This is a genomic window from Streptomyces sp. NPDC005281 (genome assembly GCF_040607495.1).
In the GTDB taxonomy this organism is placed as follows: Bacteria; Actinomycetota; Actinomycetes; order Streptomycetales; family Streptomycetaceae; genus Streptomyces.
Genome location: NZ_JBEXGX010000013.1, coordinates 235,968 through 257,433, shown reverse-complemented (window position 1 = coordinate 257,433; position 21,466 = coordinate 235,968). Strand labels below are relative to the sequence as shown.

Genomic DNA, 21,466 nt, shown 5'->3' with positions numbered 1-21,466 from the left:
GCTCGACCTCCCGGAACGAGCCCGCGTCCAGCAGCAGCTCGATCCGCTCCCGCGCCGTCAGCTTGCCCTTGGCATGCTGCGCCTCGGTCGCCTTCCCGCTCGGTCCGGCCAGCGCCCGGGCACGGATCTCGTGCAACTCGGCCACCCGGCCACGCGCGTCCGTGGGCTCGATCGCCGTCAGAGGCCTTTCGTCCACTTCGGTCAAGAGAGTTCCTCCTCACGTGCATCGAGAGCGTCACGCGCGTCGGGGTCGCCGCGTGCGTGATCCGCGTCAAGGACATGACGGACTCCTGCGGGCCGCACCCGGCCCGGGTCGGGGATGCGTCCGCCGACGAGCACCGCCTCGGGTGGGAGCCGGTGCGTCAGGGTGCGGGGGGCCGGTCCCCTCATCGCCGCTGCCGCCGCGTGGCCCGGACCGCACGGCACGTCGAGGACGCTCCAGCCGTCCGGTCGCGGCGGGGTGCCCGGGCCTCCCTCGCCTAGGTACACCTCGGATGTCCAGCCGCCGACTCCCATGCCGGTCCCCTTCAGAAAGGCTTCCTTGCGGGCCCAGAGCCGGGCGAAGCAAGCCGGCTGGTCCGGGGCCGGCAGTGCGTCCAACTCCCGCTGTTCGAAGGGGTGGAGAGCCGAGCGGCAGACGTCGACGCGTTCCGGGCGCGGCAACCGCTCGACGTCGACGCCCACCGGGGCGCGGGCCACGCCGACGAGGACCGCGCCCCGGCTGTGCGACAGCGAGAAGTGCGGGGTGCCGGGCCCGGCGTCCCGCATCACCGGGCGGCCGTGCGGCCCGCAGCACCGGGGGCAGGCCGCACGGGCGAACTCCAACTCCCTTGCCGAGGTGCCCAGATATCCGGCCAGCAGCCGGCGGAGCGCGATGTGCGCGGCGACGTACAGCGTGCGGTCGCGGGGCAGCCGGAACGCGTCCGCGCGGCGCCGCTCGGTCGCGTCGAGTTCGTCGAACGCGAGCGGCGCCGCCTCGGGCGGCGTCAGCAGCCAGACGGCCAAGTCACCTTTAGCCAGTGGTAGTTCGGATGGTGAGGCGGGCTTCACGCGGAACTGCGGCGTACGTCGTCGAGCAGAACGGCCTGCCGCAGGGTGTCCGCGCGCGGGGCACTCCCCTCGCGGACCGCGTCGGCGAACGCGGCGACCGTGGCCGCGACCTGGTCGGCGGGCTCCAGCCGGATCTCCTCGGCCCGGCCGCCCCGGTGCAGACCGATCACCGGCACGAGGTCGGCCGGCGGGGTGAAGGCCCGGTCGACGGTGATCCGGCCTTCGCTGCCCCAGAGTTCGTACCGGGAGGCGTAGGCGTGCTCCATGCCGAAGGTGAGCTGTGCGGTGACCCCGCCAGGGGTGGCCAGCAGCGCGGCCCCCGCGGTCTCGACCTGCCGTCCTGCGCCCCGGGTGAGACGCGCGCCGACCACGTCGAGACCGTGCCCGAGGAAGTGCAGTGCCGCCCGCAGCGGGTACAGGCCGACGTCCGCGAGCGCGCCCCCGCCGAGTTCGGCGGAGTACCGGATGTCGTCGTCGGCGAGCGGGGGGATGGCGAACTCCGCGCGGAAGGAGCGGAGTTCGCCGATCCGTCCCTCTGCGACCAGGCGCCGCACCGCCTCGTGCCGGGGATGGTGGACGAACATGACGTTCTCCATCAGGGCCACACCCCGCTTCGCGGCCAGGTCCAGGAGCCGCTCGGTGCTCTCCGGATCCGTGGTCAGGGGTTTCTCGGCCAGCACGTGCTTGCCCGCGTCGAGCGCAGCCTCCACCCAGTGGGCGTGCAGCGCGGCCGGCAGCGGCACGTACACGGCCTGGACGTCGTCGGCCCCGATCAGTTCGGCGTACCCCTGGACAGGACGGCAGCCGAAGCGGCGGCCGACCCGTTCGGCCTTGGCCGGGTCGCGGCTCGCGACCGCGGCGAGCTCCAGACCGGGCGCGGCGGTGAACGCGGGCAGCATCCGCCGTACCGCGATGTCCGCGCAGCCGAGGACCCCGATGCGCACCGGCCCGTTCATCGCGCCTGCGCCGCTGCGGCGTTGAGGCAGGCCAGGAGCGTACGGGCCTGGACGTCGAGGTAGTGGCCGTGGCGCACCAGCCAGGTGAGCTGGTCCCGGGTGACCCAGGCGTAGCCGGGCGGGGGGTCGGACGGCACGTCCGACTCGTCGGCGTCGACGACCAGATAGCGGCTCTCGGCGTTGAGGAACCGGCCGCCCTCCTCGGAGTGCACGGCCTCGTAGCGGATGCGGTCCGCCGGCGCGTCGAGCACGGTGTCGAGGAACGGCGGGCGTTCGCCGTCGGGCAGATGGGCGTAGTTGCCCGGGGTGTACTGCACCGTGGGGCCCAGCTCGACGGTGTCGAGGAACCCGCCCTCGACCCTGGCGTGCACCAGGACATGGGGGATGCCCTCGAACGTGCGGGTGAGGAAGGCGGTGACGCCGAGACCCACCGGCTCGAACAACGGCTGGGTCCAGCCGGTGACTTCTCGGTTGCCGGCCTGGACGTCGACCGCCACCACCTTGAAGTAGCGGCCCTCCTCGTGCTCGACGGTCATCTCGTCGCGCCGCCAGCCGGGCAGTCCGGCCAGCGGTACGCGTTCGGCGTGCACGTCGTGCCGGGAGCGCTCGCCGGTGATCCAGGACAGCAGCTGGACGTCGGACAGCAGCGCGTCGGCCGCCGTCTCGGCGACGGGCAGGCAGGACAGGACGGTACGGGAGTCCATGTTGATGACGTTGTCCTGGTGCAGCAGCTCCGCTATCTGCCCGAGGGTGAGCCAGCAGAAGTCGTCGAGGAGCGGTACGTCGTCGTCCGTCAGCACGATCATGTTGCGGTTGGACTTGTGGAAGAACCACGAGCCGTGCTCGGACTGGAGGACGTCCGCGACGACCCGGCCGCGGCCCGGGCCGACGAAGTGCCCGAGATACTTCACGTCAGCGCCCTGATGGACCTTGGTGTAGTTGCTGCGGGTGGCCTGGACGGTCGGGGACAGCTGGAGCAGGTTCGGGTTGCCGGGCTCCATCTTCGCCTGCATCAGGAAGTGCAGGACCCCGTCGAACTCCTTGCCCAGGATCCCCAGGATGCCGACCTCGGGCTGCTTGATGATGGGCTGGTGCCACTCGGCGTAGGGGCCGTCGCCGTACGGACCGCCCCGCTCGGTGACGTGCAGGCCCTCGACCGTGAAGAACCGGCCGCTGCGGTGTACGAGGTTGCCGGTGGTGTCGTGGAACGACCAGCCGTCCAGGCGGGCGAAGGGGATGCGATCCACGCGGAAGGCGTTGGCGCGGCCCCGCTCGGCGAGCCAGTCGGCGAAGCCGGCGGTCGTCAGGTGCGCACCCCCGGTGGTGGCGGCCGACAGCGCGAGCCGGTCCGCCAGCAGCTTCGCGTCTTCGCGCGGTTGCGGGATGAGAGGCAGCATCAGGGGACTCTCCGTGTTCAATGTGTCCGATATGCCTGGTCGTGTGATGTGCGGCTCGCTCGGCATCGGCCCTGGTGGACAGGCCTTCCTCCACGACGTCCTGCGCGTGTCAGACGTACACGGACGCCGTGAAGTCGCCGAGGATCCGCCGGTGGTAGTCGGGGCCGAAGCCCATCCGGGCGACCTGCGGAACCAGGGCACGCAGCTTCTCGGTGGAGATCACGTGCTGGCGGCCGCCCGTGTCGAGGTACTCCCGGCGCGCCTGAAGTCCGAGGGCCTTCGCGAGCAGGTCGACGACCTGCTCCACCGGAACCGCGAACCCCGATGCCACGTTGACCGTCTCGGCCCGCAGGTCGGCGGCGAGCAGCTGGTCGACCACGGTGACGACGTCGCCGACGTCGATCAGGTCGCGGGCCGCGCCGCGGTGCACGCGGACCACTCCTTCCCGCAACTGCCGCACCAGTGTGGGCAGCAGCTGGTGCTCGGGCTGGTCGGGGCCCACCAGATGCCCCAGCCGGAGGATGAGATGGTCGGCGCCGGTGCCGCGCAGCAGTTCCTCCAGGGCGAGTTTGTGCACGCCGTAGGGGGTGCAGGGCGTCACCGGGACGTCCTCCCTGCCGGGGCCCTCGGCGAGTCCGTACATCCCGGTCGCCGCGGTGGAGAAGAAGAGCACCCGCCGTCCGTCGGCCGCGCACCGCTCACCGATCTCGCGCACGAGTGCGGCCTCGCGGGCGAAGTCGGCGTCCGAGGTACCGCTGGCCCAGGACACCCCCGCCGCGAGGGCGACGGTGTCCGGATGGCGGCCGGCCAGCGGACGCAGGTTCCCCGCCAGGAAGCCGTTTCCCACAATGTCCATACGTCGTCGTCCCGATCTCTTGGGGTGGGAGGGCCGTCCGGCTCAGCCGTGCGCGGCCACGAACTCCTTGATCGAGGCGGTGACGTAGTCCAGCATCTCGTCGGTGAGCGCCGGGTAGACCCCGATCCAGAAGGTGTGCTCGGTGATCAGGTCGCTGTTCGTCAGCTCGCCCACGATCCGGTGCGGCTGATCGATGTAGGCCGGGTGACGGGTCAGGTTGCCCGCGAACAGCCGGCGGGTGCCGATCTTGCGGTCCTCCAGGAAGTCCACCAGCTCCGCGCGGCTGAACGGCGCCTCGGGGTCGACGGTGATCACGAAGCCGAACCAGCTGGGCTCGGAGCGCGGGGTGGGCTCGGGCAGCAGCAGTCCGGGAACCCCGTCCAGGCCCTCCCGCAGCCGCCGCCAGTTGCGCTGCCTCGCCTCGATGAAGGAGTCCAGCTTGGCCAGCTGGGTGAGCCCGAGCGCGGCCTGGATGTCGGTGGCCTTCAGGTTGTAACCGACGTGCGAGAAGATGTACTTGTGGTCGTACCCGGCCGGCAGCGTGCCCATCTGGTACTTGAACCGCTTCAGGCACCGGTCGTTCTCGCCCGGCTCGCACCAGCAGTCCCGGCCCCAGTCCCGCAGCGACTCGACGATGCGGGCCAGCGCGAGGTTGCCGGTGAGGACGCAGCCGCCCTCGCCCATGGTGAGGTGGTGCGCCGGATAGAAGCTGACGGTCGTCATGTCGCCGAAGGTGCCGGTGAGCTTCCCGTCGTACAGCGAGCCGACCGCGTCGCAGTTGTCCTCGATGAGGAACAGGTCGTGCTGTTCGGCGAGTTGGGCGATCTCGGTGACCGGGAAGGGGTTGCCGAGCGCGTGGGCGATGATGATGGCCCGCGTCTTGGGGCCGATCGCCGCCGCCACCCGGTCGGCGGTCGCGTTGCAGGTGGTGAGGTCCACGTCCACGAACACCGGGACGAGGCCGTTCTGGAGGATCGGGTTGACCGTGGTCGGGAAGCCCGCCGCGACCGTGATGACCTCGTCGCCCGGCTTGAGCCGCCGGTCCTCCAGCGTGTGGGAGGTCAGGGCCGACACGGCCAGCAGGTTGGCCGAGGAACCGGAGTTCGTGAGGTGGGCCTTGCGGCGCTTGAGGCGTCGGGCGAAGGCCGACTCGAACTTGCGGGAGCTGGTTCCGGCGGCGATGCGCATCTCCAGCGCCGCCTCCACCAGGGCCGCCCGGTCGTTCTCGTCCAGGACGGCGCCGGACGGCCAGATCTCGGTCGTACCGGGGACGAACTCCCGGGACGGGGACGCCTCTCGGTGGTATTCGCGGACCCCTTCGAGTAGCAGGTCCTTGCGGTCGCTCATGGTCGTTTCCCTTCTTCGGCCGGTGCGTCGGCCGTGATCCCGAGTGAGGTGCCGGGCCGGGGATGCTCCGGCGGCAGTACGGAGGCGAGCAGTTCACGCAGGGAGTCGTCGAGGCTGCGGCGCGGGCGCCAGCCGAGCAGGCGCCGCGCGCGGGAGACGTCCAGGCACTGCCACGCGACGTCGGTGCGCGAGCCAGGGCCCTCGGCCGCCTCGACCACCGGGAGTTCCAGCCCGCTGAGCGCGACCATCCGGTCGACCAGCCCGCGCATCGGGACCGCCGTGCCACGGCCCACGTTGATCACCTGACCGGCCACGTCCGCCGTCGGCGCGGTGGCCGCGGCCAGCACCGCCGCGGTGACGTCGTCGGCGTCCACCAGGTCACGGGCCGCGCGCAGCGCCGGAAGGCGCAGTTCGGCGGCCTTCTCGCCGCGCGCGTCGGCACGGGCGGCCGCGCCGAGGTGCGCCGCGACCCGGCCGAAGAGACTGCCCTCGGGAACACCGGCGCCGATCACGTTGGCGAGCCGGAGCACCACACCGTCCACCCCCTGCTCACTCCGGGCGCGCAGGACGGCCCGCGTGCCCTGGAGCTTGGTGCGTCCGTACGGGGTGACCGGCGCGGGCTCGTGCTCCTCGCCGGTGGCGGCGTCCGGGGCTCCCGCCCCGTACTCGTGGACGGTGCCGAGCTGGACCAGCCGTACCGGTGGGCCGGGCAGCGACGCGAGCGCCGCGAGGACCCGCTCCACCAACTCGGCGTTGCCCGCGGCCATCTGCGCCTCGTCGGCCTGCCAGGCCCGGCCGGCCGCGTTGACCACGATGTCGGCGCCGGCCGCCGCGAGGACCTCGGCGATCTCCCGCGGCGACGCCGTCACGAGGTCAAGGCCGAGGGCCGACACACCGGGCCCGGCGGGCGGCCCGGTCGCGGCCGGGCCGCGGCGGGAGACCAGGTGCACCCGGGCACCGTCGGCGGCGCACGCCGCGCCGATGCGGCGGCCCAGGAAACCGGTGCCGCCGAGGACCACGACCGAGAGCCCCGTCACCGGCGGGCGCTCAGAGGCCACGGCTCGTTCCGTGCTTGACGGCCTTCCACCAGTCGGGGTTGTCCCGGTACCAGGCGACCGTGTCGGCGAGGCCGGTCTCGAAGCCGGTCAGCGGCGCGTAGCCGAGCTCCTCGCGGATCTTCGACTCGTCGATCGAGTAGCGCAGGTCGTGCGCCTTGCGGTCCGCGACGCGGCGGATCATCTCCTCGCCCGCGCCGGTCAGCTCCAGCAGCCGCTCGGTCAGGGCGAGGTTGCTGTACTCGTTGCCGCCGCCGATGTTGTAGATCTCGCCCGCCCGCCCGCCGTTGAGCACGAGGTGGATGCCACGGCAGTGGTCGTCCACGTGCAGCCACTCGCGGACGTTGCGGCCGTCGCCGTACAGCGGGACCTGGCTGCCCTCCAGGAGGTTGGTCACGAACAGCGGGATGACCTTCTCGGGGTGCTGGTAGGGCCCGTAGTTGTTGGAGCAGCGGGTGATCGAGACGTCCAGGCCATGGGTGCGCCAGTAGGCCCGCGCGACCAGGTCCGAGCCCGCCTTCGAGGCGGCATAGGGGGAGTTGGGCGCGAGCGGCCACTCCTCCGTCCAGGAGCCCTCGTCGATCGAGCCGTACACCTCGTCCGTGGAGACGTGCACGACCCGCTCGACCCCGCTCTCCAGCACGGCGTCCAGGAGGGTCTGGGTCCCGAGGACGTTCGTACGGAAGAACTCGCCGGCGCCCTCCAGGGAGCGGTCGACGTGCGACTCGGCCGCGAAGTGGACCACGGCGTCGTGGCCGGGCAGCAGTTCGCGCAGCAGGGAGCGGTCGCACACGTCGCCGCGGACGAACACCAGCCGCTCGTGCGAGGCGGGCAGGTTCTCCCGGTTCCCCGCGTAGGTCAGCTTGTCAAGGGCGGTGATCTGGGCGCCCTCCCAGCCGCTGTACTTGTCGGCCAGCAGGCCGCGCACGAAGTGCGAGCCGATGAAACCGGCCGCCCCGGTGACGAGGATCCTCATGCCGCGACCTCCACTCGGGTGTGGTCTCCGACGACCAGGCAGTGATGGCCCGTGCCCGGGCCGGTGGTGCCGACGGACGCGGCGCGCCCGATCAGCGAGTCGCGCAGGCCGTGCACGCCGGTGACCGACGCCTCGTCGAGGGCGATGGAGCCCTCCAGCCGGCTGTCCGTCACCGTGCAGTCCCGCCCGATGGAGGTGTGCGGGCCCACATGGCTGTCCCGCAGGACCGTGCCGGCGCCGATGATCGCCGGTCCCTCGATCCGGGACCGCACGACGCTCGCCCCCGCCTCGACCACGACCCGCCCGACCAGCACGCTCTCGGCATCGACCTGTCCGTCGACACGCGGGGTCAGACCGTCGAGGAGGTGGCTGTTGCACTCCAGGACGTCCTCGACCTTCCCGGTGTCCTTCCAGTAGCCGTCGTAGATCCTGGCGCGCACGTCCGCGCCGGAGGTGACCAGCCACTGGATGGCGTCGGTGATCTCCAGTTCGCCACGGGCGCTGGGTTCGATCGCGGCCACGGCCTCGTGGATGGCGGCGGTGAAGAAGTACACGCCGATCAGGGCCATGTCGCTGCGCGGATGCTGCGGTTTCTCCACCAGGCGCAGCACCTCCCCGTCGGGGCCGAGTTCGGCGACGCCGAAGGAGCGCGGGTCGGAGACCTTGTGCACGACGACCTGGGCGGCCGGGCGCTGCCGGTTGAAGTCCTCGCCGATCTCGACCACGCCGTCGGGCAGCATGTTGTCGCCGAGGTACATCACGAAGTCGTCGTCGCCGAGGAACCCGCGGGCGATGGACACGGTGTGGGCCAGGCCGCGCGGTGCGTCCTGAGGGATGTAGACGATCCGCAGGCCGAACCGGGCGCCGTCGCCGAGCACGGCCTCGATCTCGGGGCCGCGGTTGCCGACGATGACGCCGACCTCGGTCACCCCCAACTCCCGTACGGCGTTGAGCACATGCACCAGCACGGGCGTGTTGGCGATGGGGATGAGTTGTTTGGGCATCGAATAGCTGAAAGGCCGCAGGCGGGTTCCAGATCCGCCGGCGAGCACCAGAGCCTTCATCGAGAGGTCCTCTCGGTTCGTGTATTCATGCCTGTTCGAGCGCGTCGAGCACGCTCGCGGGCGAGGGCATGGCGGCGATCTCCCGGGAGAGTCCGCGGGCCCGATCGCGGTATTCGTCGTCGGACAGCAGTTCCTGGCAGCAGTCCGCGATCGCGTCGGCCGAGTCCTCGCCGGGCAGCAGCGTGAGCGCGGCCCCGAGGTCGGCGACGCGAAGGGCGGGCTTCTCCAGCACGGCGCCTTTGGGAATGAGCAGTTGGGGCACGCCGGCGTTCAGTCCGGTCAGGGTGCTGACGCCGCCCCCGTGGTGCACGAGCAGATCGCAGGTGGGCGCCACCACGTCGAGCGGCACCCAGCCGGCCCGGACGTCCGGCAGTTCGTCGCGCAGGGCGTCGGCGACCTCGTCGGGCGCGGCGACGATCAGCTCGACGTCCCAGGCGGCGACGTCCTTGGCGAGGCCGCGCAGGAATTCGAAGTTCTTGTCGTAGCTCTCCTTGGCGACCCGGCTGCCGGAGGTCACGAGGACGCGGCGGCGCTCGCCACGGCGGTACATCCACGGCTCGAGGCGCCGCTGGCCGTTCGCCGGCACGTAGCGCATCCGGCGGGCCGGGGCGGCCCCCTCAGGCCGCAGACTCGGTGGGCAGATGTCCACGAACACATCGGGGTCGGGCAGCCGGCCGAGACCGAACTCCGCCAGTTCGGGGCTGAGTTCGGTGTCCGCGCCGGGATGGATGCCGTCTGCCTCGATGGCGTCCCAGGTCTGGCGCACATGCGGTACGCCGAGGTGCAGGGCGAGCAGGGGGGCGACGTAGCTCATCGTGCCGCCGACGATCAGGTCGGGCCGCCAGGCACGGCAGAACTCCAGCATGCGGGGCAGGCTGGAGGCGGCCATCCGCGCGAACCAGCGCCCGGTGAAGCGGGCCTGCTCGATCGGATCGGAGGGAATCTCCTCGGGGTTGCCGGCCCGGTCCAGGGTGATGAAGTGCCGGATGGGCAGGTCGGTCGTCGCGATGCCCGGCAGGCCCGAGGAGGTGATGACCGGCACCATGTCGTCGTTCGCGGCCATGACCACCTGGTGGCCCGCGTTGCGGGCGGCGGTGGCCAGCGGGGCCAGGGCGAAGACCGTCGCCGGGCTGCCCGCCGCCACGAAGAGCATTCTCACGGTGTCCCTGCCTTGCTGAATCGGGGCAGGAGACCTGCCCGTACGGCCTCGGCCACGGTCGGCGCCTTGGCGTCCTTGTCCGAGATGAGGGGGGTGTCGGGGCAGTTCCAGGGCAGATCGAGCTCGGGATCGAGCGGATTGACGTCGATCTGGGTGCCCGGCACATACGTGGTGGAGACGACGTAGCAGATGCAGGCGTCGTCGCTGAGCGCGAGGAATCCGTGGCCCACGCCCTCGGGGACGTAGACGGACCTGCCCGAGTCCGCGGTCAGTTCGTTGACGTGGTGCTCACCGAAGGTCGGGGAACCGATCCGCAGGTCCACGACGATGTCGCGCAGGGCGCCGCGGACGCAGGTGACGACCTTGGCCTGGCCGGGAGGGATGAGCACGCTGTGGATGCCCCGCAGCGTGTGCCGCTTCGACACGGAGTAGTTGATCTGCTGGGGGCGGAAGTCGACGCCGGTGGCACTCTCCAGCGCGTCGCTGCGCAGGGACTCGTAGAACGTCCCGCGCTCGTCCGGGATCTGGTCGGGTGTGATCAGGAAGGTCCCGGGCAGGGTCAGTTCCTCGATGTGCACGGCAGGCTCGCCTCTCTCGGTTCCGTGTTTGCTCCCGCGAGCCGTTCCAGATCGGTGGCCACGGCACCGGGGGACGGCATCGCGGCCATCTCGGCGGCCAGGCGGCGGGCCGACCGGGCGTGGTGCGGGTCCGACAGCAGCTCGTCCAGGGCCCGGCCGATCGTCCGCGGGTCGTCCTGCTGCGCCGCCGTGTCGAAGGACAGCCCGGCACCGGTCGCGGCGAGCCGGTCGGCCAGCGGGAAGTGGTCCGCCAGCTGGGGCAGCACCAGCTGGGGCAGCCCGAACGCCGTGGCGGTCATGGCCGTGCCGGCGCCGCCGTGGTGGACGATCGCGTCGCAGGTCCCGAGGAACAGGTGCAGGGGCAGCGGATCGATCGCCGTCACGTTCCCCGGCAGCGGCCCGACCGCCGAGCGGTAGGGCTCGGGCAGCGTGATGAGGATCTCGGCGTCGGAGCGGGCGGCGAGGCCGTGCAGCAGGCCGCGGACGAACCCCTCGCCGTGCAGGGCCGGTGTGTTGCCCAGCGAGACGGCGACCCGCCTTCGCCCGGCTCCCGGGCCGGGGTCGGCCCGCACCCAGGCCGGCGTCACGGCGCCCCCGCTGTAGGGCACGTATCTGATCGGCACGCCCGCCTCGCCGTCCGGCAGCCGCAGCGACGGCGGGCACGGGTCGAGCAGCACGGTCGGGTCCGGCAGCCCGGCCGGGCCGAGCCGGTCGGCCGGCTCCCGGGCGTCGGCGCGTACGAAGCGCCGGGCGGGGCCGGAGATGGCGTCCACCGTCCACCGGTGGTGCACCACCGGCACGCCCAGCCGGGCGCCGATGATCAGCGAGCAGTACTCCAGCGGGTCGGCCAGGATCAGCCCGGGTCCGTACTCCTCGGCCAGCGCGGTGTAGCGGTCGAGCAGCGCGGCGGCGTGGGCCCACCACAATCTGCCGTATCCGCCGAGCAGTTCGGGGGCAGGACGGGGCCGGGCCTGGAGGGGCCGCTGCTCCCCGGGCAGGTTCCTCAGCAGCATGGCGTCGACGTCGAACGGTTCGCCGACCCCGACGCCGGTGAGTCCGCAGGCCCGGACCGCGCCCAGCACATCGGGCTGGCCGAGGACCGTCACCTCGTGGCCGGCCGAACGCAACGCCCACAGCAGGGGCACCAGCGGCAGGAAATGGGACGGTACAGGGGTGGCGATCACCAGTACGCGCATCTGACGGGCAGTCCTCTCCGGTCTCACCGGCCTCTTCGGGCGGTCAGCGGCGCTCGGCGGTCAGGCGCTCCAGCAGGGGGACAATGTCCTTCGGTGCCGGCGCGGCGAGCATCTCGTCGTACAGACGGCGCGCGCCGAGGGAGAACGACGGGTCCTCCAGGAGCCGCACGAGCTGCTTGTGCAGTCCCGGGACGTCCAGGGCGTCGGGATCGGCGGCCAGACCCGCGCCCATGTCCTCCACGTACCGGGCGGTGACCATCTCGTCCCACATCGGCAGCGGCACCACGAGCTGGGGCACCTGGTAGGCGACCGCGGCGGAGAAGGTCCCGCCCCCGCCGTGGTGGATGACCGCGGAACTGGTCGGCAGGACCTGGTTGAGCGGCACGTACTCGACCGTGCGGACGTTGTCGGGCAGGGTGCCGACCGCGGCGAGCTGCTCGCTGTTGAGGGTGGCGACGACCTCGATGTCCTGGGTGGACACCGATTCGAAGAACTCGCGCATGGGGAACCCGCTGTACTTGCCGAAGATCTTGCGGCGGCTCACCCCCAGGGTCAGCACCACGCGCGGGCGTTCGGGCCGGCCGTGCAGCCACGCCGGGAGGGGGGCCGCGCCGTTGTAGGGGACCCGCCGCATCGGGACGTGCGTCAGGTCGACCGGCTGCCGCATCCGGGACTGGGTCAGGTCGAGGGTCCACTGGCCGAGCAGCATCTCGTCGCTGAACTCCAGCCCGTACCGCTCCAGGATGGGGCCGTACCAGCCCAGCCAGGGGTGCTCGGTCAACGGCGATTCCGGGTCGGCCAGTTCCCGCTTCGTGCGTTCGTGGATCAGCGCGATGTTGTCCATGCCCCAGACCAGACGGGCGTGTGCGGCCCCGCAGAGCCGCGCGGCGATGGGCGCGGGGAACATCAGCGGGTCCCAGAGCACGAGATCGGGCTTCCAGTCGCGGGCGAAGTCGACCAGGTTGTCCAGCACGGGCCTGCGGCCGCCCGGCTCCTCGGGCTCGGGGTAGTGCATCCTGAGCATGCCGGCGAGGATCGTGCGCGCCATGCGCCAGCCCTCCGACTCCTCCGGTTCGCACGCGTCGAAGGCGAGCGTCGGGCGGTCCGGCTTGGCGTCCCCCGTGTTCTTGCTGAGGGCTTCCGGCAACTCCTCCGGCGATCCGAGCGGTACGGCCGTGAGCCCGGCCGCGGCGATGTTCGCGATCACCCCCGGGTCCACGACGCCCGCATGGCTCGCCACGACGACCTCGTGGCCGGCGCTCTGAAGCGCCCAGGCCAGGGGCACGATGGGATACAGGTGTGCCGTCGCCGGAAAGACGGTGAACATGACACGCATCGTTGGACTCCGTTCGTGTTCGGGTGCACGGGGGGGTGTGAGGAGACGTGGACGTGGACGGGCGCGTGAGGGCGTCCAGGGCGTCCAGGGCGTGCAGGGCGTGCAGGGCGTGCAGGGCGTGCAGGGTGAGTGGGGCGTCCAGGGCGTGCGGAGTGTGCCCGCGGCGCCTCAGCGCGCGGTGTCGGCCTCGCGGGTGCGGGCGGTGCAGGCGACGAGCGCGCCCGTCACCGACACCGCGGTGAGGAACGCGAGCGCGCTTTCCCGGCCGACGCCGAGGGCCGCGGCCGTGGCAGGCAGCGCGAGCACCGCGCCCAGCTGTACGGCCGTCTGGTAGACCGGCACCGCGGTCGCCCGGTGCTCGGCCGGAATCCCGGCCGTGGCCTGGAGGTTGAGGGCGGCGAAGGACAGCACGAAACCGGCCTCGACGAGGAGCAGCGCGGGCAGCACCCCGGCGGCGTACGTGCCGGTCCTCGCGGTCGCCAGGGCGGTCACGCAGCCGAGCGCCGCGGCACAGCTTCCGGCCCTGATCAGCCGTTCGGTGCCGAAGCGCGCCACCATCCGGCCTGCGAGGGGCAGCGCGAGCGCCAGGGGCAGACAGGCCGGCAGGAGCGCGAGCGCCGTGCGCCAGGAACCCCACCCCCACTGGTCGTGCAGCCGGTGGACGAACAGCATCAGCAGGCCCAGATAGGTGCCGTTGAGCGTGGCCGCGCACACCGCCGAGCGCCTGAACGGACCGTCGCGCAGGTGCCGCGCCAGGGTGGCCCCGAGGGGCGCGGCGGGTACCGGCGCGGCGTCGCGCGGGATGAGCCGGAACCCGGCAGCCAGCAACAGCAGGGCGATCGGGGCCGGGAAGACCGGGTTCCAGCGCCAGCTCAGTTCGGTGAGCGCACCCGAGCAGAGCAGTCCCGCGGTGAAACCGGCCGCCCCGAAGAGCGAGTACACCGACACCGCCCGGCGCTGCTCGGCTCCCGGGCGGTACGCGGTGCTGATGATCGCGAGCCCGGTCGGCGCGGTCAGTGCCGCGCACATGCCCTTCACCACCCGGGTGGTGATCAGTACGGAGCCCTGGTCGGTGAGACCGCCGGCCACGGAGGCGGCGATGAACACCGGCAGCGCGGCGAGGTACACGGTCCGCCTGCCCCACCGGGCGACGAGCCGCGGACCGAGCAGCAGCAGCGCCGCGAACCCGGCGGCGAAGCCGCTCATCACCCACTGGCTGCCGAGCGTCGACAGACCGAGGTCCCGCCCCATGGCCGGCAGGGCGACCAGGACGACGGAGACCTCCAGCGCGTCGATGAGCATGTTGCCGGCGAGCACGAAGAGCAGGGCCCGCCGTCCGGCGTCGGTGCGGGGCGCGGGGCGTGAGGAGAGCGTGGTCATGCGCTCGGCCGTCCGCTCGCTCAGCCGAGCAGTGTGCCGCCGCTGGCGTCCAGATAGGAGCCGGTGATCCAGCGGGAGTCGTCACCGGCGAGGAAGGTCACCACGTCGGCGACGTCCCGGGTGTCGCCGACCCGGCCGAACACCGAGTAGCTCGCCATGGCCGCCACCGCGTCCTTGTCGTCGAAGATCGGGGTGCCGTTGTCGGTGATGCCCGGACCCACGCTGTTCACGGTGATGCCGCGGGGGCCGAGGTGCTTGGCGAAGTGCAGGGTGAGCTGGTCGATCGCGCCCTTGGTCATCGCGTACGCCACCTCCTGGGGGTTGGCGACCCGGGTCAGTCCCGAGGAGATGTTGATGATCCGGCCGCCGTCGGGGAGGTTCTGGAGGGCGCGCTGCACGAGGAAGTACGGTGCCTTGGCGTTGACGGCGAAGAGGCGGTCGAAGGCCTCGGGCGTGAGGTCCTCCGGGGCGACGCCCCCCATGATGCCGGCGTTGTTCACCAGGATGTCGAGGGTGACGGCGCCTGTGCGTTCCTTCAGCTCCCGCTCCAGCGCCAGGAACAACTCGTGGACGTCGCCGGGGACTCCGAGCTCGGCCAGTACCGGGAAGGCCCGGCCGCCCTCCTTCTCGATCGCCGCGACGGTCTCGGCCGCGGCCTCGGCGTTGCTCGCGCAGTGCACCGCGACGAGAGCCCCCTCGCGGGCCAGCCGGATCGCCGTGGCCCGGCCGATGCCGCGGCTGGAGCCGGTGACGAGCGCGGTCTTTCCGGTCAGTTTGCCCATGGTGTTCCTCCTGTGCGTGGTGTGCTGACGATTGGGTCCGGGAGCGCCTTGCGCGGCCGGGCCGCCGGGCTCCGTCACGGCCGGGCCGCCGCCGTCGAGCCCGCTGATCATCGCGGCGAGGTGGCGGCGGGCGGCCGGGATCCCGAGCAGTTCCCGGAACACCGTCCGCACCCCGTCCAACTCAGGTCCTCCGAAGAGGAGTTGGGCCTGTGCCTCGATGTTGCCGAGCACGCGCGAGCCCACCGGGTGGCGGACGGCGTGGTAGGTGTCGAGCAGTTCTTCGCCGGCCCGCCCGGCGAGGCGCGCGGCGAGTTTTCCGCCGAGGTCCGCCGCGTCCTGAAGGCCGAGGTTGAGGGCCTGCCCGCCGACCGGCAGCTGGACATGGGCGGCGTCGCCGGCGAGGAACACCCGGCCGGAGCGGTAACACGCGGCCTGCCGACGGGTGTTGTGGAACGCGTTGAGCCAGACCGGCTCGGCGCCGCCGAGGTCCTCGCCGGTGACCCGGGCCCACACCGCGCGAACCTCCTCGAAGGCGGGGGTCCTCGATCCGCCGGGGACCCGGCCGAACTCGTGCACCATGACGCGGGTGACACCGTCCGGTCCCCGGCGGGCGTTGGCCACCCCGCCCGGGTGCCGCTCGAAGCGCCGGTCCCGCAGGTCGACACCTCTCAGGTCCGCGCGGAGCAGTTCCTTGGTGGGGCCGGTCCCGGGGAACGCGAAGCCGGCCAGCCGCCGCACGGCGCTCTCCTCGCCGTCGCAGCCGACGACGTACGCGGCGCTCAGCCGCAGCCTCTCCCCCGTCGGCGTCACCGCGACGACGTGTACCCGGTCCGGCTCCTCGGCCAGCCCGGTCACCGTGTGGCCGCGCCGCACCTCGGCCCCGAGCCCCATCGCCCACTCCGCGAGAACGGCCTCCACCCGGGTCTGCGGCGCCTTCCAGTGACCGGCGTACTGGCTGTCACCGGCCTCGGTCAGGTCGAGGGGGATCCCGCCGAAGTGGCCGGGCCCGGCGTCGGGCGGGGGTCCGAGCCGCTCGACCAGATTCCGCGCGTGCAGCAGTTCCATGGTGCGGGCGTGCAGGATCGACGCCCGCGATTCCGTGGTGGGCGCGGTCAGTCGCTCCAGCACGGTCACCCGCGCCCCGCCGGTACGCAGTTCCCCGGCGAGCAGCAGGCCGACCGGCCCCGCGCCGACGACGACCACATCGGTGTCCAGGGCGGCCATGGTCAGCGCTTGTTCTCGGCGTGGTCCTTGGCGTGGCCCAGGGTGGCGCGGCTGTTCGTGCTCAGCGCGCCGCGGACGTACTCCCGGGCGTCGGCGACGCTCGCGTCGGGGCCCAGCACCGCGGTGATGTTCGCCGTGTTGAGGACCACGGTGTGCTGCGAGGTCACGGCGACACCGCCGTCGTTCTCCGCGAACGTCCAGCGGCCGGTGTGCAGGGTCATCAGCGCCGGCAGGGTGACCTGCTTGTACGCGATGGTGTGGTGCGGGAAGACCACCCGGTACGACTTCGTGGTGTGCGTCGAGCCGTCCTTGGCGCGCGTGTCCATCTCCAGCACCTGGAGCCCCGGGGTGTCCTCCGAGAAGCGGACGGAGGCCACGTGCGGCAGCCGCTCGGCCCACAGTCCGGCCTCGTTGACGAAGTCGTACGCGTCCTTGGCCGCGCCGGCGATCTGCACGGTGTCCTCGAAGGAGAACGTGATCTCCTCGGAGGCGTGGGCCAGTTCGACGTTGGCCTTCAGCGCGGCCAGCTCCGAGCGGGAGTTGCGGTCGACGGCCTCGTCGATCCACTTCAGGCCGTCCGGGTCGTCGTCGACGGCCCGGTAGTCGTGCAGCAGCCGTACCCGCGACGACGTCGCGGACAGCGGCTCGATGATCCACGTGCCGCCCATGGCGGCGACCGGCGGGGTGGAGACCTCCTGGCGGAACGTGATCCGCAGGCTCTCGGGGTCCAGGGTGCGGCGCGAGGTCCAGTTCTTCGCCTCGCCGTTGGCGGTGGCCCAGATGCGGATGCGCTCCTCGCCCGCGCCGCGCTCGACGTGGTCGACGTAGAGGGTGGGCGGGAAGATCCGCGGCCAGTTCTCCACCTCGGCGATCAGCCGGTACACGGCTGCGGCCGGGGCCTCGACGGTGATGGCGTGCTCGACCTGACGGGTCGTCATGGTGTGCTCTCCTCCGAGTCTCAGAAGTTGCCCAGGCCGCCGCAGACGTTCAGCGCCTGGGAGGTGATGGAGGCGGCGGTGTCGGACGCCAGATAGCCGACCAGGCCCGCGACCTCGTCCGGCGTCGAGTAGCGGCCGAGCGGGATCTTCGCCTGGAACCTCTCGAGGATGGCGTCCTCGCTGGTCTCGTACGCCGTCGCGTAGCCCTGGCGCACCCGCTGCGCCATCGGGGTCTCGACATAGCCGGGGCAGACGGCGTTGACGGTGATCCCGGTGGGCGCCAGCTCGTTGCCGAGCGCCTTGGTGAGGCCGACCACGCCGTGCTTGGAGGCCGAGTAGGGGGCGCCGAGCACCACACCCTGCTTGCCCGCGGTGGACGCGATGTTGATGATCCGGCCGCGGTCCTTGTCGCGCATGCCGCCCGTGGTGAGCACCTCGCGCGTCATCAGGAAGACACTGTTGAGGTTGGTGTCGATGACGTCGAACCAGAGTTCGTCGGTGATGTCGGCAGTGACTCCGCCGCCGGAGCGGCCCGCGTTGTTGACGAGTACGTCGACCGTGCCGAAGCGCTCGACGGCCTGGCGCACGAAGCGCTTCACGTCGTCGGCCGAGCGGACGTCGCAGACAACGCCGTCCACCTCGAGCCCGTCGTCGAGGAGTTCCTTGACCGTACGGGTCACGCCGTCCTCGGTGCGGGCGCAGATGAACACCCGGTGGCCCTGCTCGGCCAGCAGTCTGGTCACCGCCAGGCCTATGCCGCTGGTCGCGCCCGTGACGAGGGCGACCTTCGGGTTCTGCTGCGTCATGTCTGTCTCCTGGAAGGGGAAATGGGAGGCGCAAGGGGGCGAAGAGGTGGCGCGGAGAAAGGCGCGCCGCCGGTTCCCGCCGGAGGCATCGACGGTGACCGGCGGGAACCGGCGGCGCGGTCCAGGGGGGCTCAGCCGATCTCGGCCGGCACCAGGAGGGCGTTGACGGCCTCCATCAGCTCGCGCGGGGTGCGGGCGTCGGTCAGCGTGTCGTCGTCCAGGGTGATGCCGAACTCGCGCTCGATGCGCCCGCCGGTCTCCAGCATCGCGAGGGACTCGTAGCCCAGCGACTCGAAGTCGGTGTCGGCGATGTCCCCGTCGAGGTCGGCGGCTTCGTCCGCGCCGGCCCCGTCGCGCAGGATGCGCCTGAGGTCGTCGAGGGTGAACTCGTTGGAGGGCATGGGTGAGTGTCCTTTCGTCGCTGGGGTGGGGATGGGCCACGCCGGTCCTCCGCGAGCCGGGTGACCTTCGCCGCCCGCCGACGGGCTGGGGGCCCGTACGGGCGGGCCGGGGTCCTGTACGGCGGGCCGGGGTCCTAGACCGCGGCGCGCACGACGACCGCGGAGTTGAAGCCGCCGTGGCCGCGGGCGATCACCAGGGCGGAGCGCAGGGTGGCGGTCCGTTCCTGGCCGACGACCAGGTCGAGGTCGTGCTCGGGGGACGGGGAGATGCCGATGGACGGCGGGATCACCCCGTCCCGCATCGCGAGGAACGCGGCGGCGAGATCCAGGGGCGCCGCCCCCGAGTAGAGCCGCCCGGTCATCGTCTTGGGCGCCGTCACCGGCACCGCCCGCGGCCCGAACACCTCGGTGATCGTCCTGGCCTCGATCCGGTCCAGCTCGGGGATCGCGGCCGCGTCGGCGAACACGACGTCGATGTCGCCGGGCGTGGCCCCGGCGTCGGCCAGGGCCAGCTCGACGGCCTTGCGCAGACCCGCGGGACGCCCGCTGCCCGGCCGGGGGTCGAGTGTGGAGCCGTACCCGGCGATCTCACCGTAGATCTGCTTCGCGCCCCTGGCCCGGGCCTGCTCCAGCTCCTCCAGGACCAGCAGGGCGCCACCCTCTCCGGCCACGTGACCGGCGGCCGCGGCGTCGAAGGGCAGGTAGGCCCGTTCCGGGTCGGTGCTCGTGCTCAGCCGGTCGCTCGCCATCTGGGCGACCCAGCCCCAGGGGCAGATGGAGGCGTCGACGGCGCCCGACATCACCAGCCGGGTGCCCTTGCGGATCTGGCGTCGCGCCTGGGCGACCGCGTCGAGGCCGCCCGCCTGGTCGCTGACGACCACGCCGCTCGGGCCGCGCATACCGTTGCGGATGGAGATCTGGCCGCTGTTCACGGCGTAGAACCAGGCGAACGACTGGTACGCGCTGACGTACCGGCTGCCCTTGCTCCACAGGGCCTGCAACTCCCGCTGGCCGAACTCGAATCCGCCGGACGAGCTGGCCGTGATCACGCCCATCTCGAACTCGGGCAGTTCCCCGGGGCGCACCGCGGCGTCCTCGAACGCCCAGTCCGCGGCCACCAGAGCGAGCTGGGTCATCCGGTCGGTCTGCGGCAGCAGCCGGCCCGGCAGATGCTCTGCCGCCTCGAACTCTCTTATCTCACCTGCCAGTTGGCTTGGATATTGGTCGGGCACGAAGCGCGTGATCCGGCCGATGCCGCTGCTCCCCTTGCGGGTCGCCGCCCAATAGGCCTCCACACCGAGGCCGTTGGGCGCGACCACGCCCAGGCCGGTGACGGCGACCCGGACACCGGAGGCGCTCATGCGGCCCTCCGATCGTGACGGGCGAGCACCATGGCGCTCTGGAACCCGCCGAAGCCGCTGCCCACGGAGAGCACGGTGTCGGTCCTCCAGTCCCGGGCGGCGAGCGGCACGTAGTCGAGATCGCACTCGGGGTCGGGCGTGTGCAGGTTGGCGGTGGGCGGCACGACGTCGTTCTCCATCGCCAGCGCGCAGGCCGCGATCTCGATCGAGCCGATGGCGCCCAGCGAGTGCCCCACCATCGACTTGATGGAGCTGACCGGTACGGCGTACGCGTGCTCGCCGAGGCTGCGCTTGAACGCCGCGGTCTCGTGCCGGTCGTTCTGCTTGGTGCCCGAACCGTGCGCGTTGATGTAGTCGATGGCCTGCGGGGCGAGCCTCGCCTCGTCCAGGGCGATGCGGATCGCCTCGGCCATCTCGCGTCCGTCGGGGCGCAGTCCCGTCATGTGGAAGGCGTTGCTGCGCGTGGCGTACCCGGCTATCTCCGCGTACACATGGGCGCCGCGCCGCCGCGCGCTGTCCAGTTCCTCCAGTACGAAGACGGCCGAACCCTCGCCCAGGACGAACCCGTTGCGGGTCCCGTCGAAGGGGCGGGAGGCGTGCTGGGGATCGTCGTTGCGCGAGGTGGTGGCCTTGATCGCGTCGAAGCAGGCCACGGTGATGGGCGAGATCGGGGCGTCGGCCGCGCCGGCCACCATGACGTCGGCCGATCCCTCGCGGATCAGCTCGGCGGCGTAGCCCACGGCGTCGAGGCCGGAGGTGCAGCCGGTGGAGACCACGGTGGACGGGCCCTCGGCGCCGACCGCCCAGGCCACCTCGGCGGCGAAGGAGCTGGGCACCAGGTAGTTGTAGAGGTGCGGGACCGCGTACTCGTGGTCGACGAGGTCGAGCCGTCCGCTGTCGCTGACGGTCCGGTACTCCTCGTCGAGCCCCATCGTGGCGCCGACCGCGCTGCCGATGGTCACGCCGGTGCGGTGCGGGTCGAGGGAGTCGAACTCGAGTCCGCTGTCCGCCACCGCCTCCCGCGCGGTGACCACCGCGAACTGTGCGGCCCGGTCCATCCGCCGCACCTCCTGGGCACCGAGGCCAAGCAGTTCGGCGTCGAAGTCGACCTCGGCGGCGACCTGCGAGCGGAACGGGGAGGGGTCGAAGAAGCTGATGCGCCGGGTCGCGGTGCGCCCGTCGGACAGCAGGCTCCAGAAGTTCTTGGCGCCCACGCCGCCGGGCGCGGTGACGCCGATGCCGGTGATGACGACCCGTCGGCCGTACGGGCCGCTCACAGCGAGGTCCAGTGGTAGAAGCGCTGCGCCATGGCGTCGGCCGGGGAGCGCCAGGTGGCGGGGTCGTACGCGGTGATGAACGGCTTGAGGTCATCGCTGATCCCGACGAACCGCGGGTCCTCCTTGGCCGCCTCGATCCGCTCGCCGCCGTCCTCGGAGTCGAAGTCCTGGAGGTGGAAGTACAGGCCCCGGTAGGTGAAGAGCTGACGGCGCCGGGTGCCCATCCGCTGCGGCATGTCCGTGCCGTCGAACTCGCCGAAGAGGCGGGCGACGTCCTCGGCCGAACGGGGTTCCATCCGGGCCACGATCAATGTGCTGTGCATGAGT

The 21,466-nt window shown here is 72.1% G+C and carries 21 protein-coding genes; all 21 read right to left on the bottom strand.

What is annotated here, in order from left to right; genetic code table 11:
• Positions 1-205, bottom strand: a 205-nt coding sequence (locus ABZV42_RS20375; RefSeq protein ID WP_356053010.1) for a carboxyl transferase domain-containing protein, incomplete at its 3' end; no start/stop codon positions are given.
• The gene (locus ABZV42_RS20370) at positions 202-1,005 is read right to left on the bottom strand and encodes a 4'-phosphopantetheinyl transferase superfamily protein (protein WP_356053008.1); all 804 of its coding nucleotides are present in this window, start codon (positions 1,003-1,005) and stop codon (positions 202-204) included. The genes ABZV42_RS20370 and ABZV42_RS20375, both read right to left, overlap by 4 nt.
• 41 nt (positions 1,006-1,046) lie before the next feature.
• On the bottom strand, positions 1,047-2,006 hold the full coding sequence (locus tag ABZV42_RS20365; protein ID WP_356053006.1) for a Gfo/Idh/MocA family oxidoreductase: 960 nt from the start codon (positions 2,004-2,006) through the stop codon (positions 1,047-1,049).
• Positions 2,003-3,403, bottom strand: a complete 1,401-nt coding sequence (locus tag ABZV42_RS20360; protein WP_355978946.1) for an NDP-hexose 2,3-dehydratase family protein — start codon at positions 3,401-3,403, stop codon at positions 2,003-2,005. The genes ABZV42_RS20365 and ABZV42_RS20360 overlap by 4 nt, the downstream gene beginning before the upstream one ends.
• A gap of 109 nt (positions 3,404-3,512) precedes the next feature.
• Positions 3,513-4,259: an NAD(P)-dependent oxidoreductase gene (locus ABZV42_RS20355; protein ID WP_355978948.1), complete on the bottom strand. Its 747-nt coding sequence runs from the start codon at positions 4,257-4,259 to the stop codon at positions 3,513-3,515.
• Between the two features lie 42 nt (positions 4,260-4,301).
• Positions 4,302-5,606 (bottom strand): lipopolysaccharide biosynthesis protein RfbH, encoded by a 1,305-nt coding sequence (gene rfbH, locus ABZV42_RS20350; RefSeq protein ID WP_355978950.1) that lies wholly within the window; start codon positions 5,604-5,606, stop codon positions 4,302-4,304.
• The gene (locus tag ABZV42_RS20345; protein WP_355978952.1) at positions 5,603-6,664 is read right to left on the bottom strand and encodes an NAD(P)-dependent oxidoreductase; all 1,062 of its coding nucleotides are present in this window, start codon (positions 6,662-6,664) and stop codon (positions 5,603-5,605) included. The genes rfbH and ABZV42_RS20345 overlap by 4 nt, the downstream gene beginning before the upstream one ends.
• The gene (gene rfbB / locus ABZV42_RS20340) at positions 6,654-7,637 is read right to left on the bottom strand and encodes a dTDP-glucose 4,6-dehydratase (protein WP_355978954.1); all 984 of its coding nucleotides are present in this window, start codon (positions 7,635-7,637) and stop codon (positions 6,654-6,656) included. Before rfbB ends, ABZV42_RS20345 begins: the two co-directional genes overlap by 11 nt.
• Positions 7,634-8,701, bottom strand: coding sequence for a glucose-1-phosphate thymidylyltransferase (locus tag ABZV42_RS20335; RefSeq protein WP_355978956.1), 1,068 nt, complete (start codon positions 8,699-8,701; stop codon positions 7,634-7,636). The genes rfbB and ABZV42_RS20335 overlap by 4 nt, the downstream gene beginning before the upstream one ends.
• A gap of 25 nt (positions 8,702-8,726) precedes the next feature.
• Positions 8,727-9,854: a nucleotide disphospho-sugar-binding domain-containing protein gene (locus ABZV42_RS20330; RefSeq protein WP_355978958.1), complete on the bottom strand. Its 1,128-nt coding sequence runs from the start codon at positions 9,852-9,854 to the stop codon at positions 8,727-8,729.
• 2 nt (positions 9,855-9,856) lie between these two features.
• The gene (gene rfbC, locus ABZV42_RS20325) at positions 9,857-10,438 is read right to left on the bottom strand and encodes a dTDP-4-dehydrorhamnose 3,5-epimerase (protein WP_355978960.1); all 582 of its coding nucleotides are present in this window, start codon (positions 10,436-10,438) and stop codon (positions 9,857-9,859) included.
• The gene (locus ABZV42_RS20320; protein ID WP_356053004.1) at positions 10,420-11,634 is read right to left on the bottom strand and encodes a nucleotide disphospho-sugar-binding domain-containing protein; all 1,215 of its coding nucleotides are present in this window, start codon (positions 11,632-11,634) and stop codon (positions 10,420-10,422) included. The genes rfbC and ABZV42_RS20320 overlap by 19 nt, the downstream gene beginning before the upstream one ends.
• 43 nt (positions 11,635-11,677) lie before the next feature.
• Entirely contained in the window at positions 11,678-12,961 is a 1,284-nt protein-coding gene (locus tag ABZV42_RS20315; RefSeq protein ID WP_355978964.1) for a nucleotide disphospho-sugar-binding domain-containing protein, read from the bottom strand.
• 177 nt (positions 12,962-13,138) lie between these two features.
• Positions 13,139-14,350, bottom strand: coding sequence for an MFS transporter (locus ABZV42_RS20310; protein ID WP_356053002.1), 1,212 nt, complete (start codon positions 14,348-14,350; stop codon positions 13,139-13,141).
• A 20-nt stretch (positions 14,351-14,370) separates the two neighbouring features.
• Positions 14,371-16,356 (bottom strand): SDR family oxidoreductase, encoded by a 1,986-nt coding sequence (locus tag ABZV42_RS20305; RefSeq protein WP_355978968.1) that lies wholly within the window; start codon positions 16,354-16,356, stop codon positions 14,371-14,373.
• A gap of 2 nt (positions 16,357-16,358) precedes the next feature.
• A complete protein-coding gene (locus ABZV42_RS20300) occupies positions 16,359-17,294 on the bottom strand; it encodes an aromatase/cyclase (protein ID WP_355978970.1) in 936 nt (311 codons plus the stop codon).
• A 20-nt stretch (positions 17,295-17,314) separates the two neighbouring features.
• Entirely contained in the window at positions 17,315-18,100 is a 786-nt protein-coding gene (fabG, locus tag ABZV42_RS20295) for a 3-oxoacyl-ACP reductase FabG (RefSeq protein ID WP_355978972.1), read from the bottom strand.
• A 131-nt stretch (positions 18,101-18,231) separates the two neighbouring features.
• On the bottom strand, positions 18,232-18,501 hold the full coding sequence (locus ABZV42_RS20290) for an acyl carrier protein (protein WP_355978974.1): 270 nt from the start codon (positions 18,499-18,501) through the stop codon (positions 18,232-18,234).
• A 134-nt stretch (positions 18,502-18,635) separates the two neighbouring features.
• The gene (locus tag ABZV42_RS20285; protein WP_355978976.1) at positions 18,636-19,862 is read right to left on the bottom strand and encodes a ketosynthase chain-length factor; all 1,227 of its coding nucleotides are present in this window, start codon (positions 19,860-19,862) and stop codon (positions 18,636-18,638) included.
• Positions 19,859-21,139 carry a beta-ketoacyl-[acyl-carrier-protein] synthase family protein gene (locus ABZV42_RS20280; protein WP_355978978.1) on the bottom strand — a complete coding sequence of 427 codons (1,281 nt, stop codon included), beginning with the start codon at positions 21,137-21,139 and terminating at the stop codon, positions 19,859-19,861. Before ABZV42_RS20280 ends, ABZV42_RS20285 begins: the two co-directional genes overlap by 4 nt.
• The gene (locus ABZV42_RS20275; protein ID WP_355978980.1) at positions 21,136-21,462 is read right to left on the bottom strand and encodes a TcmI family type II polyketide cyclase; all 327 of its coding nucleotides are present in this window, start codon (positions 21,460-21,462) and stop codon (positions 21,136-21,138) included. Before ABZV42_RS20275 ends, ABZV42_RS20280 begins: the two co-directional genes overlap by 4 nt.
• Positions 21,463-21,466 lie beyond the last annotated feature (4 nt).

Excerpts from the sequence above, each read along its gene's own strand:
- ABZV42_RS20310 (WP_356053002.1), bottom strand. The coding sequence starts at position 14,350 with ATGACCACGCTCTCCTCACGCCCCGCGCCCCGCACCGACGCCGGACGG.
- rfbH (WP_355978950.1), bottom strand. The coding sequence starts at position 5,606 with ATGAGCGACCGCAAGGACCTGCTACTCGAAGGGGTCCGCGAATACCAC.
- ABZV42_RS20335 (WP_355978956.1), bottom strand. The coding sequence starts at position 8,701 with ATGAAGGCTCTGGTGCTCGCCGGCGGATCTGGAACCCGCCTGCGGCCT.
- ABZV42_RS20330 (WP_355978958.1), bottom strand. The coding sequence starts at position 9,854 with ATGCTCTTCGTGGCGGCGGGCAGCCCGGCGACGGTCTTCGCCCTGGCC.
- ABZV42_RS20285 (WP_355978976.1), bottom strand. The coding sequence starts at position 19,862 with ATGAGCGCCTCCGGTGTCCGGGTCGCCGTCACCGGCCTGGGCGTGGTC.
- ABZV42_RS20315 (WP_355978964.1), bottom strand. The coding sequence starts at position 12,961 with ATGTTCACCGTCTTTCCGGCGACGGCACACCTGTATCCCATCGTGCCC.
- ABZV42_RS20320 (WP_356053004.1), bottom strand. The coding sequence starts at position 11,634 with ATGCGCGTACTGGTGATCGCCACCCCTGTACCGTCCCATTTCCTGCCG.
- ABZV42_RS20275 (WP_355978980.1), bottom strand. The coding sequence starts at position 21,462 with ATGCACAGCACATTGATCGTGGCCCGGATGGAACCCCGTTCGGCCGAG.
- ABZV42_RS20300 (WP_355978970.1), bottom strand. The coding sequence starts at position 17,294 with ATGACGACCCGTCAGGTCGAGCACGCCATCACCGTCGAGGCCCCGGCC.
- ABZV42_RS20305 (WP_355978968.1), bottom strand. The coding sequence starts at position 16,356 with ATGGCCGCCCTGGACACCGATGTGGTCGTCGTCGGCGCGGGGCCGGTC.
- ABZV42_RS20360 (WP_355978946.1), bottom strand. The coding sequence starts at position 3,403 with ATGCTGCCTCTCATCCCGCAACCGCGCGAAGACGCGAAGCTGCTGGCG.
- fabG (WP_355978972.1), bottom strand. The coding sequence starts at position 18,100 with ATGACGCAGCAGAACCCGAAGGTCGCCCTCGTCACGGGCGCGACCAGC.
- ABZV42_RS20365 (WP_356053006.1), bottom strand. The coding sequence starts at position 2,006 with ATGAACGGGCCGGTGCGCATCGGGGTCCTCGGCTGCGCGGACATCGCG.
- rfbB (WP_355978954.1), bottom strand. The coding sequence starts at position 7,637 with ATGAGGATCCTCGTCACCGGGGCGGCCGGTTTCATCGGCTCGCACTTC.
- ABZV42_RS20290 (WP_355978974.1), bottom strand. The coding sequence starts at position 18,501 with ATGCCCTCCAACGAGTTCACCCTCGACGACCTCAGGCGCATCCTGCGC.
- ABZV42_RS20355 (WP_355978948.1), bottom strand. The coding sequence starts at position 4,259 with ATGGACATTGTGGGAAACGGCTTCCTGGCGGGGAACCTGCGTCCGCTG.